A 21,921-nucleotide genomic window follows, 5' to 3' on the forward strand; every position below is an offset into this window, starting at 1 on the left:
CTACTGCACCGATGAAAAAATTAAAGCAAACCATGGAATATTTGAAATCTCTAGAAAAGATTTCTGTTGCAGAAAACATACATGATATTTGGTCTTATATCTGCTATTCTCCTAAAATGCCCGTGAGACATCATCAGGAACAGTTGATTGAATTAGCCTCAAAAAATAAATTGACGGTAAAAGATGAGTTTTTCAGTGGCCATCTATTATCCTTTCCTGTCTTTCGTTGGGGAGCGGGTAAAGACATCGTTTTGTTAACACATGGGTGGGGATCAAAAGCTGCGGATTTTTCTATGCTTATTGAGCAGCTATTGGAAAATCCAGACTTAACGATAATTGCATTTGATGCCCCTGGAAATGGAGAGGCTGAGGGTGAGCTATCCAACTTAATCTTATATATGGAAGCTGTGCAAGCTATTATAACTGCCTACGGCATGCCTGCCATAACGATTGGTCATTCTCTTGGAGCTATGGCCAATGTTGCGGCTTTAGCCAATATCAAACATAAGCCGCACTGGATCATTAACCTTACTCCATTAGTAAACTTAAAAGCGAATTTTGCGGCCAGCATGGATTATGTAGGTATTCCCATACATGTTCAAGAGCACTTCTTCCAGAATTTTGAGGAAAAGTTCAATATGAAAATTACTTACTTTCACTTAAATAGTCTATATACATTCGATAACACCCAACAACATTTGGTCCTGTATGACAAGGAAGATAAAATTGCTCCCTATGATTATCTGCATTCGTATTTGGATGATCATCCTCAAATAGAAGCTATCAACCTGAACGCTGTTGGTCATGAAAAAATATTAAGATCTCCTGAAGCTATAGCGCTAATCCTTGGAAAAGTGAACTCGTTACAATCAGAAAAATAAGATGGTGATGAATATGGGCTATCGTAGAGCGTCACTAAAATATTGAATTAATTGAAAACCCTGAATAGTTAATAAGAAATTTCATCAATCATGCGAAATAGTTCTTTGAACACTTTCTTAACTTATAGTATTGCCTTCGTTTGGTTTGCAAATGGTTTATATTGTAAAGTGCTGAATTTGGTTCCACGACATCAAAAAATTGTCTCCATAATTTTAGGTGATCAATATGCAGGCGTATTAACTTTACTTATTGGTCTCGCAGAAATTATTATGGCTATATGGATTGTAAGCGGTTTTAAGTCACGTTTAAATTGTATTGTTCAAATTATTGTAATTGCTATGATGAACAGTCTAGAACTATTATTTGCACCTCATTTATTGCTATGGGGTCACTGGAATATCTTATACGCTTTGATATTTATCCTTATTATCTACAGCAACGAATACTATTTTTCTAAAAATAAAGGCCATGTTCGCATTTCTTAAAAATCACCCTTTTGCTGTTGAAGCATATTTCGAAAGTTCTATTGTTTTAACATTTGCCGTTTCTAAGGAGAAATTAGTTCAACTGATTCCTAAAACATTGACATTGGATACTCTTGATGGCCACTACGGATTTTTGGCTGTAGCTTTAGTTAAAACAACTCAATTAAGACCTAAAGGTTTTCCTAAGGTATTCGGAAATGATTTCTTTCTTATTGGATACCGAATTTTTGTAAAATATGAAAATGAAAAAGGGAAGAAACGTCGTGGATTATATATTCTAAAATCGGAAACAAATCGAAAAAAAATGGAAATTTTAGGCAATATATTTAGTCATTATAATTATAGCACAACCGATATCCAACAAGAAAAAAAAGGTAAAGAGCATTGCGTTTCTTCCAAAAAATCTAATTTTCAAATTGAGTATAGCGAGGGAGATATTAACAGTGAATTACCGGCACAATCTCCTTTTATTAATTGGAAAGAGGCCAGGAAATATGCTGGACCACTTCCATTTACTTTTAATTATGATATAAAGAAAAACGAAATGCTAATTATTGAAGGAATTAGAAATAACTGGAAACCTATCCCAATAATAGTATCTCAATACCATATCGAATTTTTGAAAGAGCTAAAATTAGATGATGCTATATTAGCAAATGCTTTTATTATTAATCATATACCCTATTCTTGGAAAAAAGGAATTAAAGAAAAATGCAGCAATTAAGGAAACCACTTCAAGGTCTAGGAAATATCATCCGATTCAATTGGCACTTCTATCTCATTGCCTTATTATGTATAGGTTTATTACTATGGGGTTATTTTCTCGTTGATGATCAACTTAAATTCTATTTTCTGATACTGCTGAGTGTAGTCTGCCTCTCTACGGGAATGTCTTTACTTGCATCATTTTATATTTATGATTTCAGCGATTTCTATTCTTTAAAATGGTTAAAAAAATCTTATGAAAACAAATCAATTGTGAATATTAATGCCGGATTTGACGAAACAACTGTATATTTAAAACAGGTATTTCCACAATCAACGATACAAATACTTGATTTTTATGATGCAAAAAAACACACAGAAATTTCTATCAAAAGAGCTCGAAAAGCATATCCATTAGCTAAATCCTGCCAAACAATCAGCACGCTGCATATTCCTATTCGATTTCAATCAATAGATTTGATATTTCTTGTTCTAGCTGCACATGAAATTCGTGATTCAAATGAACGAACTTTATTTTTTAAAGAAATACATCGAATTTTAAAACCTAATGGTGAGGTATATATGGTAGAGCATTTAAGGAATATACCTAATTTTTTAGCTTTTAATATTGGTTTTCTTCATTTTTACAGTAAAAAAAACTGGATGAATAATTTTAAGGGCGCTGGTTTTGATATTGTTGAAGAAAAGAAACATACTCCATTTATAAGCATATTTAAATTTAATGAAAAATGATTGTACACCTTAAATTCATTGGTTTTATTTTAATTTTTTTAGGTATTGTACATCTAATTTTCCCTAAATATTTTAATTGGAAGGAAGAATTAAAATCACTGAGTTTGATCAACAAAGAGATGATGTTTATCCACACTTTCTTTATCGCAATCACAATAATCTTAATGGGTGTTCTATGCATATCATCTTCGGAAGAACTCATCGAAACAAAACTCGGAAACAAATTATCTGTGGGAATGGGTATTTTTTGGTTATTGAGATTACTTATTCAATTTTTTGGATATTCAAGTAAACTTTGGAAAGGCAAAAATTTTGAAACATTAGTTCATATTATTTTTTCTTGTCTTTGGTGTTATATGACACTAATCTTCATTATGACATCCCTAGGGCAAAAAACATTTTTCTAATCATTAACTTTGTACTACAAACATTTACATAGTAGCATGATTAAAGCAGTTTTTTTTGATATCGACGGTACCCTTCTTAGTTTTGATACACACAAAGTACCAACTTCAACCGAAAAAGCCATTCAAAAGTTAAAATCAAAAGGTATAAAAGTCATTGTTTCCACGGGTAGATCTATTAATAGTTTAGATCACATCAAATACTTGGACTTTGATGGGTTTATTACTTTTAACGGTGGTTATTGTATTACGAAAGAAGGTGATGTACTATTTAGAAAGGGAATACATGCGACAGATATTAAATCTTTGATCGACCACGCTGAGCAACATGAAGTCAGCTTCTCACTGATGTCGGAGCACGAAATATCTATTTTTAAAGTTACGCCAGAGATCGCTTCCATGTATGAACTTCTAAACTTACCTGTCCCTCAACAAAGATCTTATGCTGACTTTGATATGGCATCGGTGCTGCAAACCAATATCTTTATTCAACCGGAAGAACAGAAAACATTTATGAACACTGTGATGCCTAATTCTGTGGCAAGCCGTTGGACACCGTTATTTGCTGATGTGAATCCTTTAGGACAAAGTAAACAGGTAGGAATCGATGTATTTATCGATCATTTTGATATCGACATAAAACAAACCATGTCATTTGGGGATGGTGGAAACGATATTACCATGCTAAAACATACGGCTTATGGAATTGCAATGGGGAATGCTAATCCTGAGGTGAAGGCTATCGCAGACTATATTACTGACGATGTCGACAATGATGGTATCTTTAATGCTCTAGCACATTTTGAGGTTATCTAAAATCTCAAAATAAGATTTGAACGAAATGTATGTGCATTACTATTCATGATCAACGTATGTTGATCATCAAATTCATACTGTAATCGTGCTTGGTAGTTTTCCATGATAGCATGATCTTTTTGATCGACAATATGGTGATTGACATGATTGATTACATCCAATGAAATGATTTTTTCAAATACTGAAACCTTGATTTTCATTGGATACTTTTTTGCGGCATGATATCCTTGCCACAAGGCATTCTGAACTAATGGGAGTAGGATAAACCGCGGTACTGATAAAGTAGGATATTCGATCTTTTTAGTCCACACAATGGAAAGGTCTACATCAGAAATCTGACTAAACAAAGAAACATACTGTTCCATAAACTCGATTTCGGCAATAATAGCATGTGTTTTATGGGGTTGCAAAGCAATATCTTGATAATCTAAAAGTGCTCGTAAAATGGCAGGATCTGTGGGTTCACTCTTAATTCTGTCTAGGCAGATGCGTATAAGGGCGACATCCATCTGGCTATTTATAAAAGATAAGTCGGCCTTATCTTTCCATTGCCACTGTACATTTTCGGGAACCTTACTACTCCACAAACGTTTCCATAATCGATCCATCGCAACTCCTATTTTAAAATTCTAATGATCTATTTAAGCTTTTTTAAGATCTCCGCAACTCTGTACTCCACCATCTTTACGATCAGTTCATAAGGAATCTGTTGCTTTAAAGGAAACTGTACAGAACCTTTACCTTGTTTATAAGGAGCAAGTTGGTCCTCAAATTGCTCATGACCAGTAGGTGTAGCATAAAATCCAATATGCTTCTGATAACCGCCAAAATAAACGAGTGGTTTTCCTTTTAACTTATACGCTGGCATACCGTAGGCAATACCCTCTGTTGCATCTGGAGCATGTGCCAAAATGGTTTTCCGTACTTGCGACAAAATCTGTTGCACGTCGTTTGGAAAAGAAGTGATATATTCGTCTACCGTTTTAAACTCAATCTTCATCGTTAATTATGATGTTAAAATACAAAATAAATGTAAACAAAAGGGAACCATTTTACCAATGATTCCCTTTTGTTTTTTATAAAAATTTGTTTCTGTACCTTATTCCAAACCACTGACACCACCTGAAACAACAAGCTTCATCGCATCTGTAGCGGACATATCTAATTTTGTTACTAAGGAAGATTTTACGACAACAACTTGTCCAGCGAATGAGTAAGAATATGGAAAATAAACCACCACTTCGTCCGTCAAATTAATTTTTGATAGATCTGATTGTGTCAAGAAACCGATCTTACTCACCCCAATTTCATTCACTTTGACCAAAACAGGAACATTGAATTTTTTGGCATCGCCAACAAATGCTTCTGTAAAATCCTTAATCGATGAGTACAAAGTATTCAACAATGGAATACGATTAATCTGATTATTCAACCAGTGCTTAATAGGATCCGTGACAAAATTGGTAAAAACAATTCCTGCTATAACCAAGATTAAAATAACCGTTAAAATACCGATGCCTGGAATATACAGGGGATGTCCAGTCTCATCCTCTAAAAACATGCCCGTAAGATTCAATGCCGAATCAACAGAAGCTACAATCCAGACAATCAAGAAAATAGCACCAGCTAAAGGAACGACAACTAAGGTTCCTTTTATAAGATAATTTAAAAAAGCTCTAATTAATTTTGATAACATACTACTTGTACCTATTGACGTTACAAAGATGCGAAATAAGCCTTGAATTACTCGTAAAAATAAACTCTTTTAACCCGTTGTGAGATATTCACCAACAATTCATAGGGAATGGTCCCAATTGCTAATGCGGCCTCTTTCAGATCTGGATAAACAATAACTTCATCTTCTTCATTGACATCAATATCGGTAACATCTAACATACACATATCCATACAGATATTACCAATTGTGCGGACTACTTGTCCATTGATAGACATCTTACCCACACCGTTTCCAAAACGGCGGTCGTAGCCATCGGCATAACCAATCTTAATGGTCGCAATACGGCTAGCGCGATTTAATACGCCTGCACGATTGTATCCGACTGTCTCGGTAGCAGCAAGCGATTTGATCTGCGTCACATTAGTTTTCAAAACACTGACTTCTCTAACGGGAAGATCATCACGATCCATATCAATTCCATAGAGACCGATCCCCAATCTGACCATGTCAAAATAAGCACTTGGCCATAGATCTATTCCCGATGTAGCAGCGATGTGCCGTATAAAGGAATAACCTAACTCCTGCTTAAGTTTGATCGTAAATATATCCAAAAGATGAATTTGATTTTCTGTAAAGGCATGATCCACCTTATTTCCTGCTGATGCTAAGTGCGAAAAAACAGATTTTACTTTCATTGCCTCTTGATTTTTCAGAACAGCAAGCAGATCATCGATTTCATCAGGCATAAATCCCAATCGATGCATACCCGTATCAACTTTGATATGGACGGGAAAGTTTTTTAACTGATGCAGCTCCAAATAACGGAGAAATGAACCTAAAATTCTAAAACTATAGATTTCGGGTTCCAATTTATGCTGTACAATGGCATCAAAAGCATTTTCATCAGGACTCATAACCACTATTGGAAGTGTGATACCTCCGTTTCGAAGATCAACACCTTCATCGGCAAAAGCTACTGTCAAATAATCCACATGGTTAAATTGCAGCAAATTAGCAATTTCAAAACTTCCACTACCATAAGAGAAGGCTTTGACCATAGCCATTAATTTTACTCCTGCAGGCAATAAGCCTCGGTATATATTAAGATTATGTTCCAGGGCGTTCAAATTGATTTCTAAAATGGTATCATGGGACTTCGCAACCAGTCGTTTACTGATCTGCTCAAAGTGGTAATCACGCGCTCCTTTGATCAAGATCGTGGCGTTACTATATTCAATATGCTTAAAATCTTCTATCAACGATGCTGTATCTGGATAACTGGTAACTGGTAATGAAAATTGAGCTGGCAACTGACTCAGTATCGGTCCAATAAAAATCAGATCGGTCAGATCACTAGCGTCAATCAATCGTTTCAATTTACTGATGCTTTTCTCATCATGCAACTCAACACCAGGAATATCGGAAAGAATCAATACTTTACGCGTATTTTGCTTCTGCTGTTTTAGAAAATCCAGCGCAATCTGCAATGCAACTAAATCATTACTATAGGAATCATCAATGATGGAACTATTATGCTTTCCTTTTTTCAGTTCAAGACGCATTTCCATCGGTTGCAATGTTGCAATTCGTTCTGCTATGGTTTTGAAATCATATCCAAATGTGATCATGACAGCAATACATGAAATGGCATTTTCAATAGATGCTTGATCGACAAAAGGAATTTTTACCGTGAAAAACTGTCTGGAGAAACATAAGCTGAGCAAAGTTGCTTGATCGTTCTCTTTTTTAACAGAATAGACCTCCAGTTGGCAGCTCTCATCTTCGCCCCATGCAAATTTATAGAGCTGAGAAGGCATATAAATATGTTCCAAATATTTTTTTGGATAGATCAATACTTCAGCATCTGTAAAGAGTTTCAGTTTTTCAGCAATTTTTTCCTCTTTAGAATCAAATCCTGCTTTGTGTGCCACACCAATATTGGTCAGTATTCCATGTGTAGGTCTGATCATATGTTGAAGTTTTGCCATCTCTCCTACTTCGCTGATCCCAGCTTCTATAATGGCAAAATTGTACTGATCATTTAACTCCCATAAGGATAAAGCAACTCCAAGCTGCGAGTTATAACTTTTAGGGCTGCGGTATATTTTATATTCAGGAGATAGTAATTGAAAAAGCCATTCTTTAACAATAGTCTTACCGTTGCTCCCTGTAATCCCTAAGACCGGGGATTTAAACTGCATCCGTTGATGACCAGCAATGGCCTGTAAGGCTAAGAAAGTATCGGCTACCCATAAAATATTAGCATCTTGCAATACCAGTTCTTGTTGAAAATCATCTTGTAACACAAAATTTCTAATTCCTTTGCTATAGGCATCCATAATAAACTCATGCCCATCCCGACGGTTGACTAAAGCAAAAAATAACCCTGTTTCTGCATTGACGATTTTGCGTGTATCGTATATCAAATTTTGAATGATACATTGACCATTAACTATAATTGATCTCTTAGGGCCTATAATCTCCGAAATATCCGCAATGCTGTACATGATTAAAAATTTTATTCAATCAAAGCTCCACATTTTTTCAGTAAGTTCAATATATTTTTGAAATTTGTAAAGATGTTTGACGAAGAGAAAAAAAGAAAAAAAATATACACACCTAAGCAGGCGTTGCTCAAAGCGGAGAGTTATTGTGCGTATCAAGAACGGGCGCAACAAGAAGTACGGGATAAATTATATGATTGGGGACTACACGAAGAAGATGTTGAACAAATCATCTCGCAATTGATATCAGAGAATTTCTTAAATGAAGAACGCTTTGCGATCGCTTATACCTTAGGTAAGCTCCGGATGAAGAGTTGGGGGAAAATAAAGATCAAACAGTCGTTAAAATTTAAACGAGTTTCAGAACCTTTAATTAAAATTGCATTTTCTAAAATTGATATGGATGAATATGAGGATAAGCTCAACGAGCTGATCGATAAAAAAAAGCTTTTAATAAAAGATAAAGATCCTTATATAATCAAGAATAAGCTATTTCAATATGCTTTATCCCGCGGTTTTGAAAGTGATATTATTTCTTCTGTCCTGAAAGAAAAGGGATTATAAAAAAAACAAAATAAAGCTGGTATGAAAATTTGTTTTTTTAATTATTAGCTCTATATTTGCATCACCAAAACAGAAAACAACTTGTTAGCTGTTAGTAATGCGAAAATAGCTCAGCTGGTAGAGCACAACCTTGCCAAGGTTGGGGTCGCGAGTTCGAATCTCGTTTTTCGCTCCACATTAAGATCACCTGCCTAGGTGGTGGAACTGGTAGACACGCAGGACTTAAAATCCTGTTTCCGTTAAGGAAGTGCGGGTTCGATTCCCGCCCTAGGTACAAGAAAGCTCATCCAAAAGATGAGCTTTTCTTGTTTTGAAACAATTGTTCTAAAGCTAATGTAATGCACACCTCTGTATTCAGCATCGTTGACCAAAATCCGATTTCTTTTTGCATGTACTGAACTCCATCTGCTAAAAATTAAACTCCTGTTTTTCGTTAAGAATTTATAAATCCGATTCCCATTAATATATCTACAAAAGACAACTTTTTAGGGATTTTTCATTCTATTTTATTAAGCCAGCACACTGCATTCACACTTCGTAATTAATAAACAGCACCTTGTTAATTAGTAACTATATCATGAATATAATTCAGAGCTATTATAGAGGATTTGTATAGGGTTTCTATAGGGTTCATATAGGTAAATCTCTATAATACCTGTAGAAAATCACTATAAATTTTGTTGTATATCTGAAGTAATATAGAATCTAACCATCACCCCGTCTGAATCATTATACGCTCTTGCAAACATGATTGACGCCATCTAGAAAAAAATCCTTTAACTTTATTTACACTTCCTTAAGAAATACGGATGCGATTTTATAAATTTATATACCTTTAGCATCTGATCCCTTATTCAAAAGTTGCACAAATACTAAGAGAAAAAAGAATTAAAAAAAACCTTGCCTATGATAGCTAACATCAAGATCACAGAAAGCAAAATTTTATCCGATAATTGGTACATCCTAAGAAAAATAATTACCAATATGGATGTACACATGGGGAAAGTTCGAAATATGTAACATCTCCAACTCACTTTAATAGAGAAGAGGAAAGCGCTTTTTATAACGTGCATGAATCGCACAAGTAGTTCGCAGCCAAAGACGATAGTGACCAGCTGGGATAGCAGTTTGATCTTGACATCACGGATCGCATCTTCCAAACAAAAACAGACTAATTCGCCATCTATACACATTTCCGATAAAGTGATATTAACTTCCTTTTTGACACGTTTTACTGTTATTTTCATTTTATTACAGTTAATTAGTTCATTAAAAAAACTAGCTTAGTACATAGTGCATTATCAACCTACCTTCATATCACTTGTCAATAAAGGCAGATTGATAAAATACCTTAGCGCACCAAGATACTAGCTGATTGACTTCAATCTCCAGCACCTTTGTTATTAAGAGCACGCACCTTAAACTCATAGAATAGTCCCATTTCAAGCGGTACAATGATATTGCCTTTAGAAGAGGTCGTCGTCAGGCGATCACTCCATTCAGCCTCAGGAACCATTAATTTTCGAAAAGTATATTCATAAAGGCGCATCCTAATTTGGTTTGTAAAATCCAGGCGAACTTGACCAGACTGCCTACCATCAGATATTCTTACCTCCTCAACCATAGCAGGAACAATACTTCCTGTAGCAGGTGCTGCTGTTGGGAAACCAGAACTCAATAAGGTTGATAAATGTCCTTTAGCAATACCATTAACATAATACCCCAATTGTTGTAATGCTTCTGCCAAAGGCACTTTACTTTCATCTTTAAGTGCTGTATCTTCTGGCGAACCTCGCTTCCGTGCTGCTGTAAGCTTAGTCGTAAAATCATCCAATAGTTCTGCGACATCATCCAAGGCAGGAAAAGGTACAAGAAATTTAGCATTACCAGTCATTGCACCAATAACTGTTCTAGTCAATACCATCAATTCATCGTCTTTCATTCTTCTAAATCCGATGAGGGCTTTTGTTTTTGTTGCCATTTTTTTTCTTCTTTAGGTACTTTTAAGTAAAATTTATAGTTAAAATCATGTTACTTTCTGCTCGCGAACCAGATGCAACGATAAAAACATACTATCGGGTATAAGGGGAAATCAAATAATGACACAACTTTATACGGTATGATATAAATTGACACAGAATGAGATAATAGGCATCCCAATTTTGCATATATTTCAATTGATTTCGCAACATATCAATGCCAAGTTGCTTATACGTTTGTTCCTATTAATGCTACTCCACAAGAGAACGAGAAACTTTATGTTCAACTTTACACTCAAATTGCATATGACGCCCAACTTGACTAGCCTGATGTGTATCATGTTCAACCAAAAGACATTTTTATATTAGTTGATAAGCAACAGGTTGCCCTTGATTAACATCAAAGGCAACTAGCGTATAATCATGTTTCACTTCACTAGCATCAAGTGGAACATGACAACGCGATTGTACGGCAACTGTGTTATCGTATTGAACTTGAGACACCTGCATCACTACAAACGTAAGCGCAAAAGTCTAGCATATCAGATTACGGACATCCTTTGGCATCTCTATGTATGAGTGCATCTTTCAGATCTGATTCAAAATAGTAATTTTCCCACCTATTTTACGGGGAATTAAAAGACCAATTTTAACATAGCGGTAGTAGGTAGACCGACTGATATGCAACTTATTCATTGCATCATATTTATCTAAGATTGGTTCAGATTGCTTGAAATCTTGATAGTCCAAAGTTGCTTTTATTTCTAAGAAGTATTCCGTTACCTCTTTAATCAAGTGGACTGTTTGTTGTAAAAGATTTTTGATTGAGATTATAGTATCAAAGATTTCCTTGATCATGGAAATCATAAGTTTAAGTCCTTGCATAAGTAGCTAATTGTATACCTGGCATAGGGACAAGTTTGACCATGCCTCATGGTAACCATGAAGCGATATAACTTAGGCGGACTTATCCTATAACAATAAAACGATCTCCAGTTTTAATTATACTTACACACGATCAGCTCAGTAATCCTATCCTAGCATCTTTGCAACTACAAAGAAACACTCATAATCAACTGAATATGAGTTTTTTTAAGTAAATTACCTACTTAAACCAATATAAAACTATGATACCGAAGCTCCCTGTGTCCGTCACAATCGTGCGACAATATAGCTTGCCGAGAAAAATACCGTAATACGAAGTCTACCCTACGATCTTCACAACGACTTATCCTTTCTCAAAAAATCTCTCTGTCATGTTTTACTAAATTATATAGCATATAAAATGAGGGATTTTTTATTCTATAAACAGAAAATCTAGGCACTTCATGCTCTTAAATAGCATAGGTGTATTTTGAAAATAATATTAAATAGATGTTTAGGAGAAGTTAGTCAATGAAATGAGGGTTATTAACGATAAGACACTAATAATCAATATATATATATACATCAGAATCCGTTTCACATGCTCTACAATGGTTTTAAAATAATTCTTAGATTATGAGCTTTTTCATGTACCAGAAATCGTAAAAAAACAAGAAAGACAAATAAAGATTTACAACAAGTGCGTTTAAAAGAACGCTTTACAGCAAGAGCTGAAAAACTACTGAGAAAAAAGAATCAACTATTAATATGTTGAAAAATGGTTTCGAGGTTAAAATGTCGCTGATATTCTTGGATTATCCATAATAGTACGCCAGTTGCAACTGCGGGAAATTATTAAGTACCATGCAGCATTGACATCTAGTTAAAACGAGATGTCAATGCTTATACCAGGTAAATATTCCATCAGAACTTTTGGTAGTTAAGTTGCAGAATTTTTGGCAGCAGGATTGCAGAGTTCAGGTCTCAAAAGTAACTTATTCTTTTGTCACTTCAAAGAACCTTACATTAACTGAATTCTAGATACCCCTATTTTTTTGCACCTATTTTCAAATATTGTAACACACCTAAATAATTACTAGGTTTTAATACACTATAGATATTTTTCTTTGAGTCTTTCATAAACACTTTCGGGATGATAGGTACAATTTTTCGAGAGTTCACCTCTTTTCCAAATCTCATTCCATAAATGAACAGTATAAGTTTCCCTGGTAAACTCGACTTCAGATTTACATATCAATGACGACAAATCAAAATGATCTAATGGACAAAACACCTCTGGTTTGGCTATATATTGAAATAGTTCCGGATATAAGTTAATAATCCTGTTAAATAGGAATATACCCAATGTCCCCCATTCAATGATTTCATTCTCCGATATTCTCCTCTCGATATTTAATAATAATCTTTCGATGACCTTATCTCCAGCTGGAAATTTTAAGAATCCATTATTGATATTTTGTTGTCCACTGATACGTGAACGCTCAGACGAGATACAATAATCCTGTGTAAAATCAAATTTTTGTAAACAAACGGAATCCATATCTACCCACCATCCGCCATTAATATATAACATTTTTGCCCTGAACCAATCCGCAAAAGAAGCATAGGATCCTGCGCTATCTTTAAAAACTTCACTCTCTTTAATGATAGAATTTGCATCTAATATGGTCACTCCAGTAGGCACGTTTTGGATTTGTTCATAAGTATATAGATAAAAGTTTTTATTATGTGCTAAATAGGATTTTAGACATAAAGTTTCATTATTTGAAAGATTGTTACCTATCCAGAGACTTTGGATTTTGTTATGCATAACCAACTATATTTAGATAAACTATTTATTTGAGTTCCAAATTTATTAAGCGAGAAGTTTCTCCAAAATATATCTCCATCTTATTTTCATAATAACCAGTACTAACATCTGAATAACCAAAATCACGTTGAATGGAAATAAACGGAAATATTATATACTTTTTGTGTGTTAATTCAGATAACTTGAAATCTGCACAGTCTAGGTCAGTGAATTGTGCATCCAGAATCTTTTTATACATTTTTTTAAATACAATGGTAAACTGCGTACATGCAAATTCATTCACGGAAATCAAATTTGGGCTTATACGCTTACAATTTTTATAAGAACAAATTCCTCCAAGCAAAATATCTGCATTTAACAACGTAGCTTCTTCAATACATGTTAGTAGTTTTTCTTCAGAGAATTGTTCTGTAAACTCATGATCATCCTCGCATAATAATACAAAGTCATAGTTTAATTTTGAAGCTTCATGAATAATTTTGGTAATTGTTTTCCAAAGTCCAATCCTTCCATTTTCATGTTCAATAGCTTCAAAAACTCTCACATTAAATATTTTCTTGCCATTAAATTGCTCCAAAATATATTTTCTCCGCTCTAGCCTTGACTTAAGATTTATAATATAAGTAGGTATTTCTACCTTATCCAGAGGGGCCGGATTATCCTTTATAAAGCTCATTTTATTCGGATAATTATGCCTAATAAAATTTAAAAGAGTTTGTGCCTTGATGTCCTTTGCAAAAATTGATGACTCATTGAAAGCATGTAAATCTTTTGGACAATTATGATGATTAGTCAGATATGATAAACTCTCGGTATTGATCATTCCAACGCAGCAATCTACAATTTTCGAATGTTTCCACCAATTATAAGGATGATAATTTCGCTCTGGATCCTGTTTGCCCGCATATGTTAGTATTATTGGTATATCATTTTTTGTTTTTTCGTTAACTTCCAATAGATGCGTATAAATACCATCGGCCAGATGCATATGACCTGTACAAGGACCTAAAATTAATTCAATATTGGGTTGAATTAATAAGCTCATTAAATCTCTGATTTTTAAGGAGTCTCCAATGATCACATGATTAAAGTTAGGATTATTGCAAATGGAAGTCCTTAACTCTTCGTGTTGTTCGTCAATTTTATATGTGAGAAGTAATATTTTAATATTTGAATCACCTACATTCAACAAAACAAGTAATTTCACTAATTCTATGTCTTCCAGTGTTTTATTCTTTGCTGAGGCACCATGAAAGATAATAATAATTTTATTATCTTTTGATATTCCATTCTCCTTAAACCATGCTTCCGCCCAAAATGATTCATCATCATGGATTGGTAGTCCAATAAATTTTTGTTGGTCATATAGGTGATCAGCCTGTAATAATTGCTTGGTGTAACCTAGTTTATTAAGTATGCTGTAAAAGTCCAGTGTTGGTGAAGTCGAAACTTTTCTTTCATCCTTCACTGAGAAAGTGAAGGATGGAATATTTTGCTGGTGATTGCAAGGCAGTTCATCTAGATACCAATGAAATTTACTTTGTATATCATTATTACATAAAATTAAATCATATTGAGAAAAATTAATCGTATTCCAATCCTTATTTGTAATATGCACATTGAGAGGGAGAGACCTTAAAAATATCTCGTTGACATTTTTATAAGAAATTTTATTTATTATATTAATAGTGATTTCAGTATGATCTGCGAAATGGAAACATAACTTTCTAAGTTTTGCAAACCAATACACTGAATCTCCAATAAAAAAAGGCCTTTGAAAATCGTCTAAGATGATAATTTTTTTTAAATTCTCTAATTTTGCAAAAGACTTGTTTTTAACAAATAAATTCATCTGATAGCCAATATTCCTTTCAAGTTTACTTATTGAAAGCTTTTTTAAAGACTGATCGAATTTGCCTTTAAAAGAAGTGAGTTTTTGATCTAGGTTGATATCTTTTGAAATTGCGAAGCAAGATCCATCCTTGAAAATGGAACTGGCAGACTCAAATATTTTTTCTTCAGGAAATTGTAATTCCCTAAAACTATAGAATTCTATTGATGAATTTAATAGTTGGAGATCTAAATGAATAGGAAGTAGAAGTTTCTGATACTCTGGAAGACATACGATTAAATGATATTTCGAAAAATCGATTTGATCCCATTTTTCAGCTTTCAAATATTTGTCCAAATAAATATCCATGTAAGATCCTTCTTTAAAAAATATACCAAAAGTAAATTTTGATCTATTATTTATGTGAATATTCAGCTCATCAAGCGTATCCTGTATTTTCAGAAGGTAAACATATGTATATAGCTGTTTTAGCAATAAATAATTATAGTTTTCATGTCTAATAAGATCATGAGAATCACACAGGATTAGAATATTTTTTTTTTGTATCATAACTTCAAGCTGTCAATTTTCAAAATTTTTTCTTTTTGGATCTTGAATAGACCCGCATATTTTCCATTATTCGCTAATAATTCTCCTGGTTTTCCGTACTCAACTAAAGTTCCTTCTTCCATAAAAAGAAGATAGTCGAATAGAGAAGTGTCTTCCAAATTATGTGTTATACTTATAATAATTCTATCTGGAAAAGTAGTACGAATATTTAATAGAATTTTTCCAATACTTATCTTGTCCATTGCTGAACAGGCTTCATCTAATAGAATAACTTGAGCATCAGATTTTAGAAATATACGCGCCAAAGCAAGGCGCTGCAATTGGCCCCCAGAAGGATTGGCTGAGTTTTCTCCATCCCCAATTAGAGTCGAGAGTTTTAGAGGTAGTGAATTAATATAATCCCTTAAACCTACTTTTTCAAGACTATCCCATAATTTTTCATCATTTGCATTCGAATCAGCATATTTCAAATTGTCTCTGATACTCTCATTAAATACTGCCGAATGTTGGCTGATTACAACTATATGTTTACTCCATATACTCTCATTTAACTTATCCAATATATCGTTGTCATTTATTTCAATGAATCCTGAGGAAGGTTTATATAATTGAGATAGAAGTTTACCCAATGTACTTTTACCTGCACCATTTAGCCCTAAGATTCCATAGAAACTCCCTTTGGTAAATTCAAAATTCACATTATTTATAATCAGCTTATCGCTTGTTCTAAAACTTAAATTGACACACTTGAGTTTTTCTACAGCAAATGATTCATTAGTCAGATTTTGATCCAAATCAGCTCCAAAATCCGCATTAATATAAGGTGATATTCTTTTTGCTGACTCATGTGCCTTAATAAAGTCAATGTAAAGGCCTAAGAAATCATTTGTGGGCGCGATCAATCTATTACTGTATTGAATAAAGGAGACTAATGCCCCGATTGACATTATTCCATCCATTACATGAAAACCACCTGTTAATAGAATCAAGAGAGGAGAGAGAGAGATAAGAAAAAAAGATACATTATTTCCAATTCCTGTCATTATTGAGTTTTTTAAATATAAACTAAATAAACCTCTAAGTTTCCCAACGAAGCTTTCATATTCAGCTATATAAGTATTAAATAGTTTTACAGTACTAATATTCCTTATTCTCTCGAAATAGAAATTATTTAGATTACCTTCCTGAATCCCGGTATCCATTACGTATCCCCTTACTTTTCGACTAATTATGATATTCAAGTATATAACAGGAGGCAGAACTATAAGTGTAATAAAAAACAATTTATAATTAAGATAACAAAGCATTGAGATGAGACTTACTATAGTAAAACCGTTATTTAAAAATCTAATGATACTGGAAGTCAAGAAATGTTGTATCTTATCAACTTCATCACTTACAACCTGAATAATTTCTCCAGTTTTATTTTTTTCAAAAAATTCATAAGGCATGTATAACAGATTAGAGAATAGACAGCTCTTTATATCGGTGATTATCCTACCAGAGAGCCATGTATTAAGATAATCAGAGCTCCACCCTACAAACGATCTAATAAGATTAATAAAAATGATAATTAATATCAATTTTATCAGCAAGTCTTTATTTGAGGATGGAATTACTATGTCGATGACTTTACCAAGTACATATGGCATTGCTAAACTACACGCCGTACCTAAAATAATCAGCATCAGCATTAAAAATTCAAATAGCCAATATTTCTTTAGAAAAATATAATATGGCTTTAATTCTATGAAGTTATTAAACTTGCTCATATCCAAACCTCGTTTCTTGACCGGGACAAATAAAGATGAAGAATAAAACGATGGTAAAAAGCGGAATTCCTAAGATTTTCTAGACATGAAAGGCAGAATTTTTCGTTATTTTTAATTGTTTGATCACAATTAACAGTTGATATATCCCCATCAATGTCAAAGACTATGCCTTTGCTCCCATCGGGTAATAGTACATCCTTTTGCACAAATACATTGTTGGTAGAGCCATTATTAAACCTTTTTATGGATTGCCATAAAAGTTCATCAGTTTTTATTATATCCCATTTAACTAAATTTTGGTGTATAAATAACACGTCACCACTCGGAGCATGCTGAACCATTGCTATTGCGGAACTAAATTTTGGATTAGCATGATCTGAGTAACCACAATGTCCAACACCTGTTCGTATCATTGAATAAGTCTTTTTAAGAGCTTTCCATGCGAATCTGAAGGTATCTTTATCTCCCAATAATAATTTATAATAAACATCTTTATTTTGATTTAGATAATTACATAAATTTAACTCTGACCAACACTTTTCTTTGTCAATTAAGAGCTGGCCACTCTCCTGTTCAAATTCGTCAAAATCGTTACATTCGAATATTTTCCAAATAGCATTCTCTGAAGAAGTTTTCCAAAAGTCTGGCCAAAATAGAGTTCCAGTTTTCAAATATGATTCATTATCAAACAAAAAAGTCGGATCAGTCATACTATTATTGTCTGCATCCAAAAATAAAACTTCACGAAAGGAACTATTTATTATTGCAAATGATTTTATTGTATAATTCTCGAATTCCTGCTTAGAATAATGAATGGTATTTTTACAATCTACATTGAGCTCTTTTAACAAGTCAATTATTTCTTGATTAAGCTCCCCATTGGTATACCATAATTCGATTGGTAATTCGCAACCATTTTTTCTCAATAAATTGATATTTACCCATGCGCAGGTAAAATATCGGATTCCACCGCCACATATCACAATTCCTTTTCCAGAGAAGTTTTCTGGAAAAGATGGAATATCAAACTTGACATAATTTTTCCAACTCTCCTTTAATTTTTCGACTTCAATTTCTGTCAGAAAAGCTCCCGAATGCCTAATACCATCAATTCCAAAGCCGCCTGCACGCTCTTTAACATTATTTTTCAATCTTAATTTAATTAAATTTTACAATCGTCCTCTAACTTCATTGCCACCGGCATCGATATACTCTCTATTTGTAGATTTCTTACCAGTTGAAAAACTGTAGTTGAACCAAACACCTACATATCTACTAAAATCTATTTTATTTCTATATACATTCCTAACAAGAGTAGGCGTAATGATATCCTGACCAGGTTTAAACATGTGAAATGGATCTCCTATTTCAAGACGAGTAGTTAATTTATCTTTGAAAAAGCTTTTTTTGACATAAATATCTATTTTTCCAATATTATGGGCATCATAAAAGTCATAGAAACCATTTCTATTATAAAACCCTGAAATTTCCAAAAAGTATTTATTTGGTAAATTGATCCTGTTTGTTGCCCATAGATTTTGAGAGAATTTTGAGCGATGAACCTCAGGCGAAGAAGCAACATCTATCTGTGTGTTCCTCAATGTTGTATTTATATTGAATTCCCACCATTTTGTAATTTTAATAGGGATATATGCCGATAAGAAAAAATTATGATTATCACTTATATTTTCATCTCTTGAAATAACAAGTTCATCTATATTGTTTATCCTAGTGACAATGCCATTTTGTGTATTTTGGAAGCCAAAAGTAAAAGAATATTTGCTTTTTAATAGATATTCTAATTGAATATTGTTACTGAAATACGGTGACAAATTAGGGTTTCCTTCCTGAATATTGTTTGCACTATTATAAAAGGTAAATGGGTTCAATTGTCTAAACCCAGGTCTATTTATCCTCCTACCATACGAAACAGTAAAAGAATGATTCTCTCCAAGTTTTCTATTTATATAAGCTGAAGGGAACCAATCCCATCTGTTTCTTGAAATTTTTTGATCGCCTGAGGATGAATTACCATCATAATCTGTCTTTTCAGCCCGTACGCCTACTTTAAATTGCCAGTTTTTTAACGATTTTGATATCGTTGTATAAAACGCTAATATTTTTTCATTATAGGTAAAATCATTAGACATTTGTGAGTCCAACGGAGAAATAGAAGAGAGCCCTTGTCTATATTCCATAAGATATTTAGTCTTTGAAATCGAATACTTGCCTCCTACATTAAAACTAAAAGAATTTTTAAGATTTTTTTCAAGATCTATATTAATAACATGAGCCTGCGAATTTCCTTTATTATAGGTATATAAGCTATCTCTTTTCTCTCTCTCTATTTGATCTTCATTATAGAAGCTTGTCTCAACAGTTGAAGGATTGTCCAGATTATATTTAACGTAGCTATATCCCACATCCAGTTTACTGCCAAGGCTATCCAATTTATTTCTGTAAAATATATTAGACATTTGACTTTTATAATAAAAATTATCTCTTTTATTACTAATTTGTGAAGAATCTACTAAAGATGGACTATTAACCTTCAGAAAATTAGTAACGGTATTCGTTGTATTATCTCTATCACCAGGATTTGCGAACATTGTATAATTTGCACCCACTGTCTGGTTTTCAGTAAGTCGGTAATCAATTCCGAAATTATATCCATAGGTGTTGAATTTTTCTACAAATTTTTCTTTCTGTAAACTATTTAAATTAGAGTTCTTTACTTGCTGAATAATATCATCTTCATAGAATGCTGGTGAATTTCGATAATTACCTCCAGCTTGGAGCGTCCATTTATCTATTCTATAATTTAACAAAACCGAAGCATTTCCATTATTATATCCATTATACCAGTAACCGGTATTTATGTTTCCTGATAGGCCAAATTTATATTCAGATTTCAGTTCAATGTTAATTATAACACCAGCATTTTGGGCATCATGTTCTGCCCCTGGTACTGCTTTCAATTCATATGATTTTATAGATTCGGAAGGGATGTTTTGGAGATAAGTTATGAGCTGGTCACCAGACAAAAGCAGTCTTCTATTGTCTACATATACCGTAACTCCTTCCGTACCACGAAATTTTATTTCTTTCCCTGTAGCATTGACACCTGGAATTATATTGAAGAGTCTAAGACCATTTTCTCCCTTTTCGTAAATACTCCCTTCTATATTCAAGGTTAATTTATCAGTTGACCTTATTAATAATGGTTTCCTACTTTTAACTTTAACTTCACCTAATTTAATATTTTTTTTATGATCAAGCACAACATCATTGATAATCAAGCTTCTATTTAGCGAAATATTTTTATATATTGTAATATAATTTAAATGGGAAAATTGCAAAATATAATCCATCTGATCAACATTTTCGAATATAAAGGATCCATCTTCATGTGAAATCGTCCCTTTCACTAAAGAAGAATCTTTTGCAGATCGAAGTACAATGGTAACTTGTGAAATATTTTTTTTCACTTCATCCTTTACGTGGCCAGAAATCGTCTTCCCTGTTTGGGCAATTAGAGAAGACGATGCGAAAATGGCTATCAATAATATTAAGATTTTGGTTTTATTCATTTTTAATTATTTGAACCATTTATAATTAATTCTTTATTCAAATTCCCTAAACTAAGTCTTCCCTTGTTTATTAAGAGTTTACTAATAATTCCAGTCATTTTTGCACAAGCAAAACTTGTACAAATAGTTTTACATTCTTTTGAAAGATAATTTCCTGAAATAAATAAATCGTTTTTTTTTGAATTTTTCACACCATAACTAGCTGTAATATTATCATTTTCCAATTCAACGCTCAGTACTTTTTCATAATTTGCAGGGTAAGACCTCGAGCCTTCATTATTTTTAGCTGCCACAATTAGAATTCCTTTACGAAATGCCTCATCACAGATCATTTTTAATGAATGAGGAATTGTTTCCGAAGTTAAACCGGCACTTATATTAATAATATCAACCTTATCATTAATACATATCCTAATAGCAGTCTCAAGAATATCAAGCTCAGTGACCAATCTCTCTTCAAATACTTTAATTATTAAATAGTTAGCTTCTGGAACTACTGAACTTATAAGTTGAAAACATACATTCCCATGGCCATTTTTATCGGATATATCAACATGATCTATTAAAATCTGTCCCAAATTATCTTTACTTAATTTGAGTGCGCTAACATTATTTAATTGGCTCATGTAATTTGGTTCTATTCCGCTATCTATAATACCTATTTTGATCATGTTAAATTTAATAGTTACAAGA

18 protein-coding genes and 2 tRNA genes are annotated in these 21,921 nt (G+C 33.2%); 8 read left to right on the top strand and 12 right to left on the bottom strand.

Features of this window, described 5'->3' with window-relative positions; all coding sequences use genetic code 11:
* Positions 1 to 11: 11 nt before the first annotated feature.
* The 5 genes from B3P23_RS15995 (at position 12) to B3P23_RS16015 (ending at position 4,045) form a co-directional block, all read left to right on the top strand.
* Positions 12 to 881: an alpha/beta fold hydrolase gene (locus tag B3P23_RS15995; RefSeq protein ID WP_293927983.1), complete on the top strand. Its 870-nt coding sequence runs from the start codon at positions 12 to 14 to the stop codon at positions 879 to 881.
* A 90-nt stretch (positions 882 to 971) separates the two neighbouring features.
* On the top strand, positions 972 to 1,367 hold the full coding sequence (locus tag B3P23_RS16000; protein ID WP_293927986.1) for a DoxX-like family protein: 396 nt from the start codon (positions 972 to 974) through the stop codon (positions 1,365 to 1,367).
* Positions 1,351 to 2,091: a DUF2071 domain-containing protein gene (locus B3P23_RS16005; RefSeq protein WP_293927989.1), complete on the top strand. Its 741-nt coding sequence runs from the start codon at positions 1,351 to 1,353 to the stop codon at positions 2,089 to 2,091. The genes B3P23_RS16000 and B3P23_RS16005 overlap by 17 nt, the downstream gene beginning before the upstream one ends.
* A gap of 164 nt (positions 2,092 to 2,255) precedes the next feature.
* Entirely contained in the window at positions 2,256 to 2,825 is a 570-nt protein-coding gene (locus B3P23_RS16010) for a methyltransferase domain-containing protein (RefSeq protein ID WP_293927992.1), read from the top strand.
* Between the two features lie 443 nt (positions 2,826 to 3,268).
* On the top strand, positions 3,269 to 4,045 hold the full coding sequence (locus B3P23_RS16015; protein WP_293927995.1) for a Cof-type HAD-IIB family hydrolase: 777 nt from the start codon (positions 3,269 to 3,271) through the stop codon (positions 4,043 to 4,045).
* On the opposite strand, the gene B3P23_RS16020 is transcribed toward B3P23_RS16015, so the two are convergent.
* From B3P23_RS16020 to B3P23_RS16035, 4 genes are all read right to left on the bottom strand, one after another.
* On the bottom strand, positions 4,042 to 4,653 hold the full coding sequence (locus tag B3P23_RS16020; RefSeq protein ID WP_293927998.1) for a hypothetical protein: 612 nt from the start codon (positions 4,651 to 4,653) through the stop codon (positions 4,042 to 4,044). The two genes, B3P23_RS16015 and B3P23_RS16020, sit on opposite strands and share 4 nt — an antisense overlap.
* A gap of 29 nt (positions 4,654 to 4,682) precedes the next feature.
* Positions 4,683 to 5,045 (bottom strand): iron chaperone, encoded by a 363-nt coding sequence (locus B3P23_RS16025; protein ID WP_045755850.1) that lies wholly within the window; start codon positions 5,043 to 5,045, stop codon positions 4,683 to 4,685.
* 99 nt (positions 5,046 to 5,144) lie between these two features.
* Positions 5,145 to 5,741, bottom strand: a complete 597-nt coding sequence (locus tag B3P23_RS16030; RefSeq protein ID WP_045755849.1) for a DUF502 domain-containing protein — start codon at positions 5,739 to 5,741, stop codon at positions 5,145 to 5,147.
* Positions 5,742 to 5,788: 47 nt separating this feature from the next.
* A complete protein-coding gene (locus B3P23_RS16035) occupies positions 5,789 to 8,230 on the bottom strand; it encodes a bifunctional UDP-N-acetylmuramoyl-tripeptide:D-alanyl-D-alanine ligase/alanine racemase (RefSeq protein ID WP_293928002.1) in 2,442 nt (813 codons plus the stop codon).
* 57 nt (positions 8,231 to 8,287) lie between these two features.
* On the opposite strand from B3P23_RS16035, the gene B3P23_RS16040 reads away from it, so the two are divergent.
* The 3 genes from B3P23_RS16040 to B3P23_RS16050 all read left to right on the top strand — a co-directional run bounded on the left by B3P23_RS16040 (position 8,288) and on the right by B3P23_RS16050 (position 9,065).
* Positions 8,288 to 8,791 (top strand): regulatory protein RecX, encoded by a 504-nt coding sequence (locus B3P23_RS16040; RefSeq protein WP_346570381.1) that lies wholly within the window; start codon positions 8,288 to 8,290, stop codon positions 8,789 to 8,791.
* A gap of 99 nt (positions 8,792 to 8,890) precedes the next feature.
* Positions 8,891 to 8,966 (top strand) — tRNA-Gly (locus B3P23_RS16045).
* A 14-nt stretch (positions 8,967 to 8,980) separates the two neighbouring features.
* Positions 8,981 to 9,065: transfer RNA gene (locus B3P23_RS16050), tRNA-Leu, on the top strand.
* A gap of 1,107 nt (positions 9,066 to 10,172) precedes the next feature.
* Here B3P23_RS16050 and B3P23_RS16055 read toward each other — a convergent pair.
* From B3P23_RS16055 to B3P23_RS16090, 8 genes are all read right to left on the bottom strand, one after another.
* Positions 10,173 to 10,772: a hypothetical protein gene (locus B3P23_RS16055; RefSeq protein ID WP_293928005.1), complete on the bottom strand. Its 600-nt coding sequence runs from the start codon at positions 10,770 to 10,772 to the stop codon at positions 10,173 to 10,175.
* A gap of 586 nt (positions 10,773 to 11,358) precedes the next feature.
* Positions 11,359 to 11,628 (bottom strand): helix-turn-helix transcriptional regulator, encoded by a 270-nt coding sequence (locus tag B3P23_RS16060; RefSeq protein WP_293928008.1) that lies wholly within the window; start codon positions 11,626 to 11,628, stop codon positions 11,359 to 11,361.
* 1,117 nt (positions 11,629 to 12,745) lie between these two features.
* Complete coding sequence (locus B3P23_RS16065) at positions 12,746 to 13,465, bottom strand: glycosyltransferase (protein WP_293928011.1); 720 nt, start codon at positions 13,463 to 13,465, stop codon at positions 12,746 to 12,748.
* Between the two features lie 25 nt (positions 13,466 to 13,490).
* Positions 13,491 to 15,866, bottom strand: a complete 2,376-nt coding sequence (locus tag B3P23_RS16070) for a hypothetical protein (RefSeq protein WP_293928014.1) — start codon at positions 15,864 to 15,866, stop codon at positions 13,491 to 13,493.
* Entirely contained in the window at positions 15,863 to 17,638 is a 1,776-nt protein-coding gene (locus tag B3P23_RS16075; RefSeq protein ID WP_293928016.1) for an ABC transporter ATP-binding protein, read from the bottom strand. The genes B3P23_RS16070 and B3P23_RS16075 overlap by 4 nt, the downstream gene beginning before the upstream one ends.
* The gene (locus B3P23_RS16080) at positions 17,635 to 18,789 is read right to left on the bottom strand and encodes a hypothetical protein (RefSeq protein ID WP_293928019.1); all 1,155 of its coding nucleotides are present in this window, start codon (positions 18,787 to 18,789) and stop codon (positions 17,635 to 17,637) included. Before B3P23_RS16080 ends, B3P23_RS16075 begins: the two co-directional genes overlap by 4 nt.
* Before the next feature lie 18 nt (positions 18,790 to 18,807).
* On the bottom strand, positions 18,808 to 21,228 hold the full coding sequence (locus B3P23_RS16085) for an outer membrane beta-barrel family protein (protein ID WP_293928022.1): 2,421 nt from the start codon (positions 21,226 to 21,228) through the stop codon (positions 18,808 to 18,810).
* 2 nt (positions 21,229 to 21,230) lie between these two features.
* Positions 21,231 to 21,899, bottom strand: coding sequence for a S8 family serine peptidase (locus B3P23_RS16090; RefSeq protein WP_293928025.1), 669 nt, complete (start codon positions 21,897 to 21,899; stop codon positions 21,231 to 21,233).
* Between the last annotated feature and the right edge of the window lie 22 nt (positions 21,900 to 21,921).

Source organism: Sphingobacterium sp. UBA6320, from assembly GCF_002440335.1.
GTDB lineage: Bacteria > Bacteroidota > Bacteroidia > Sphingobacteriales > Sphingobacteriaceae > Sphingobacterium.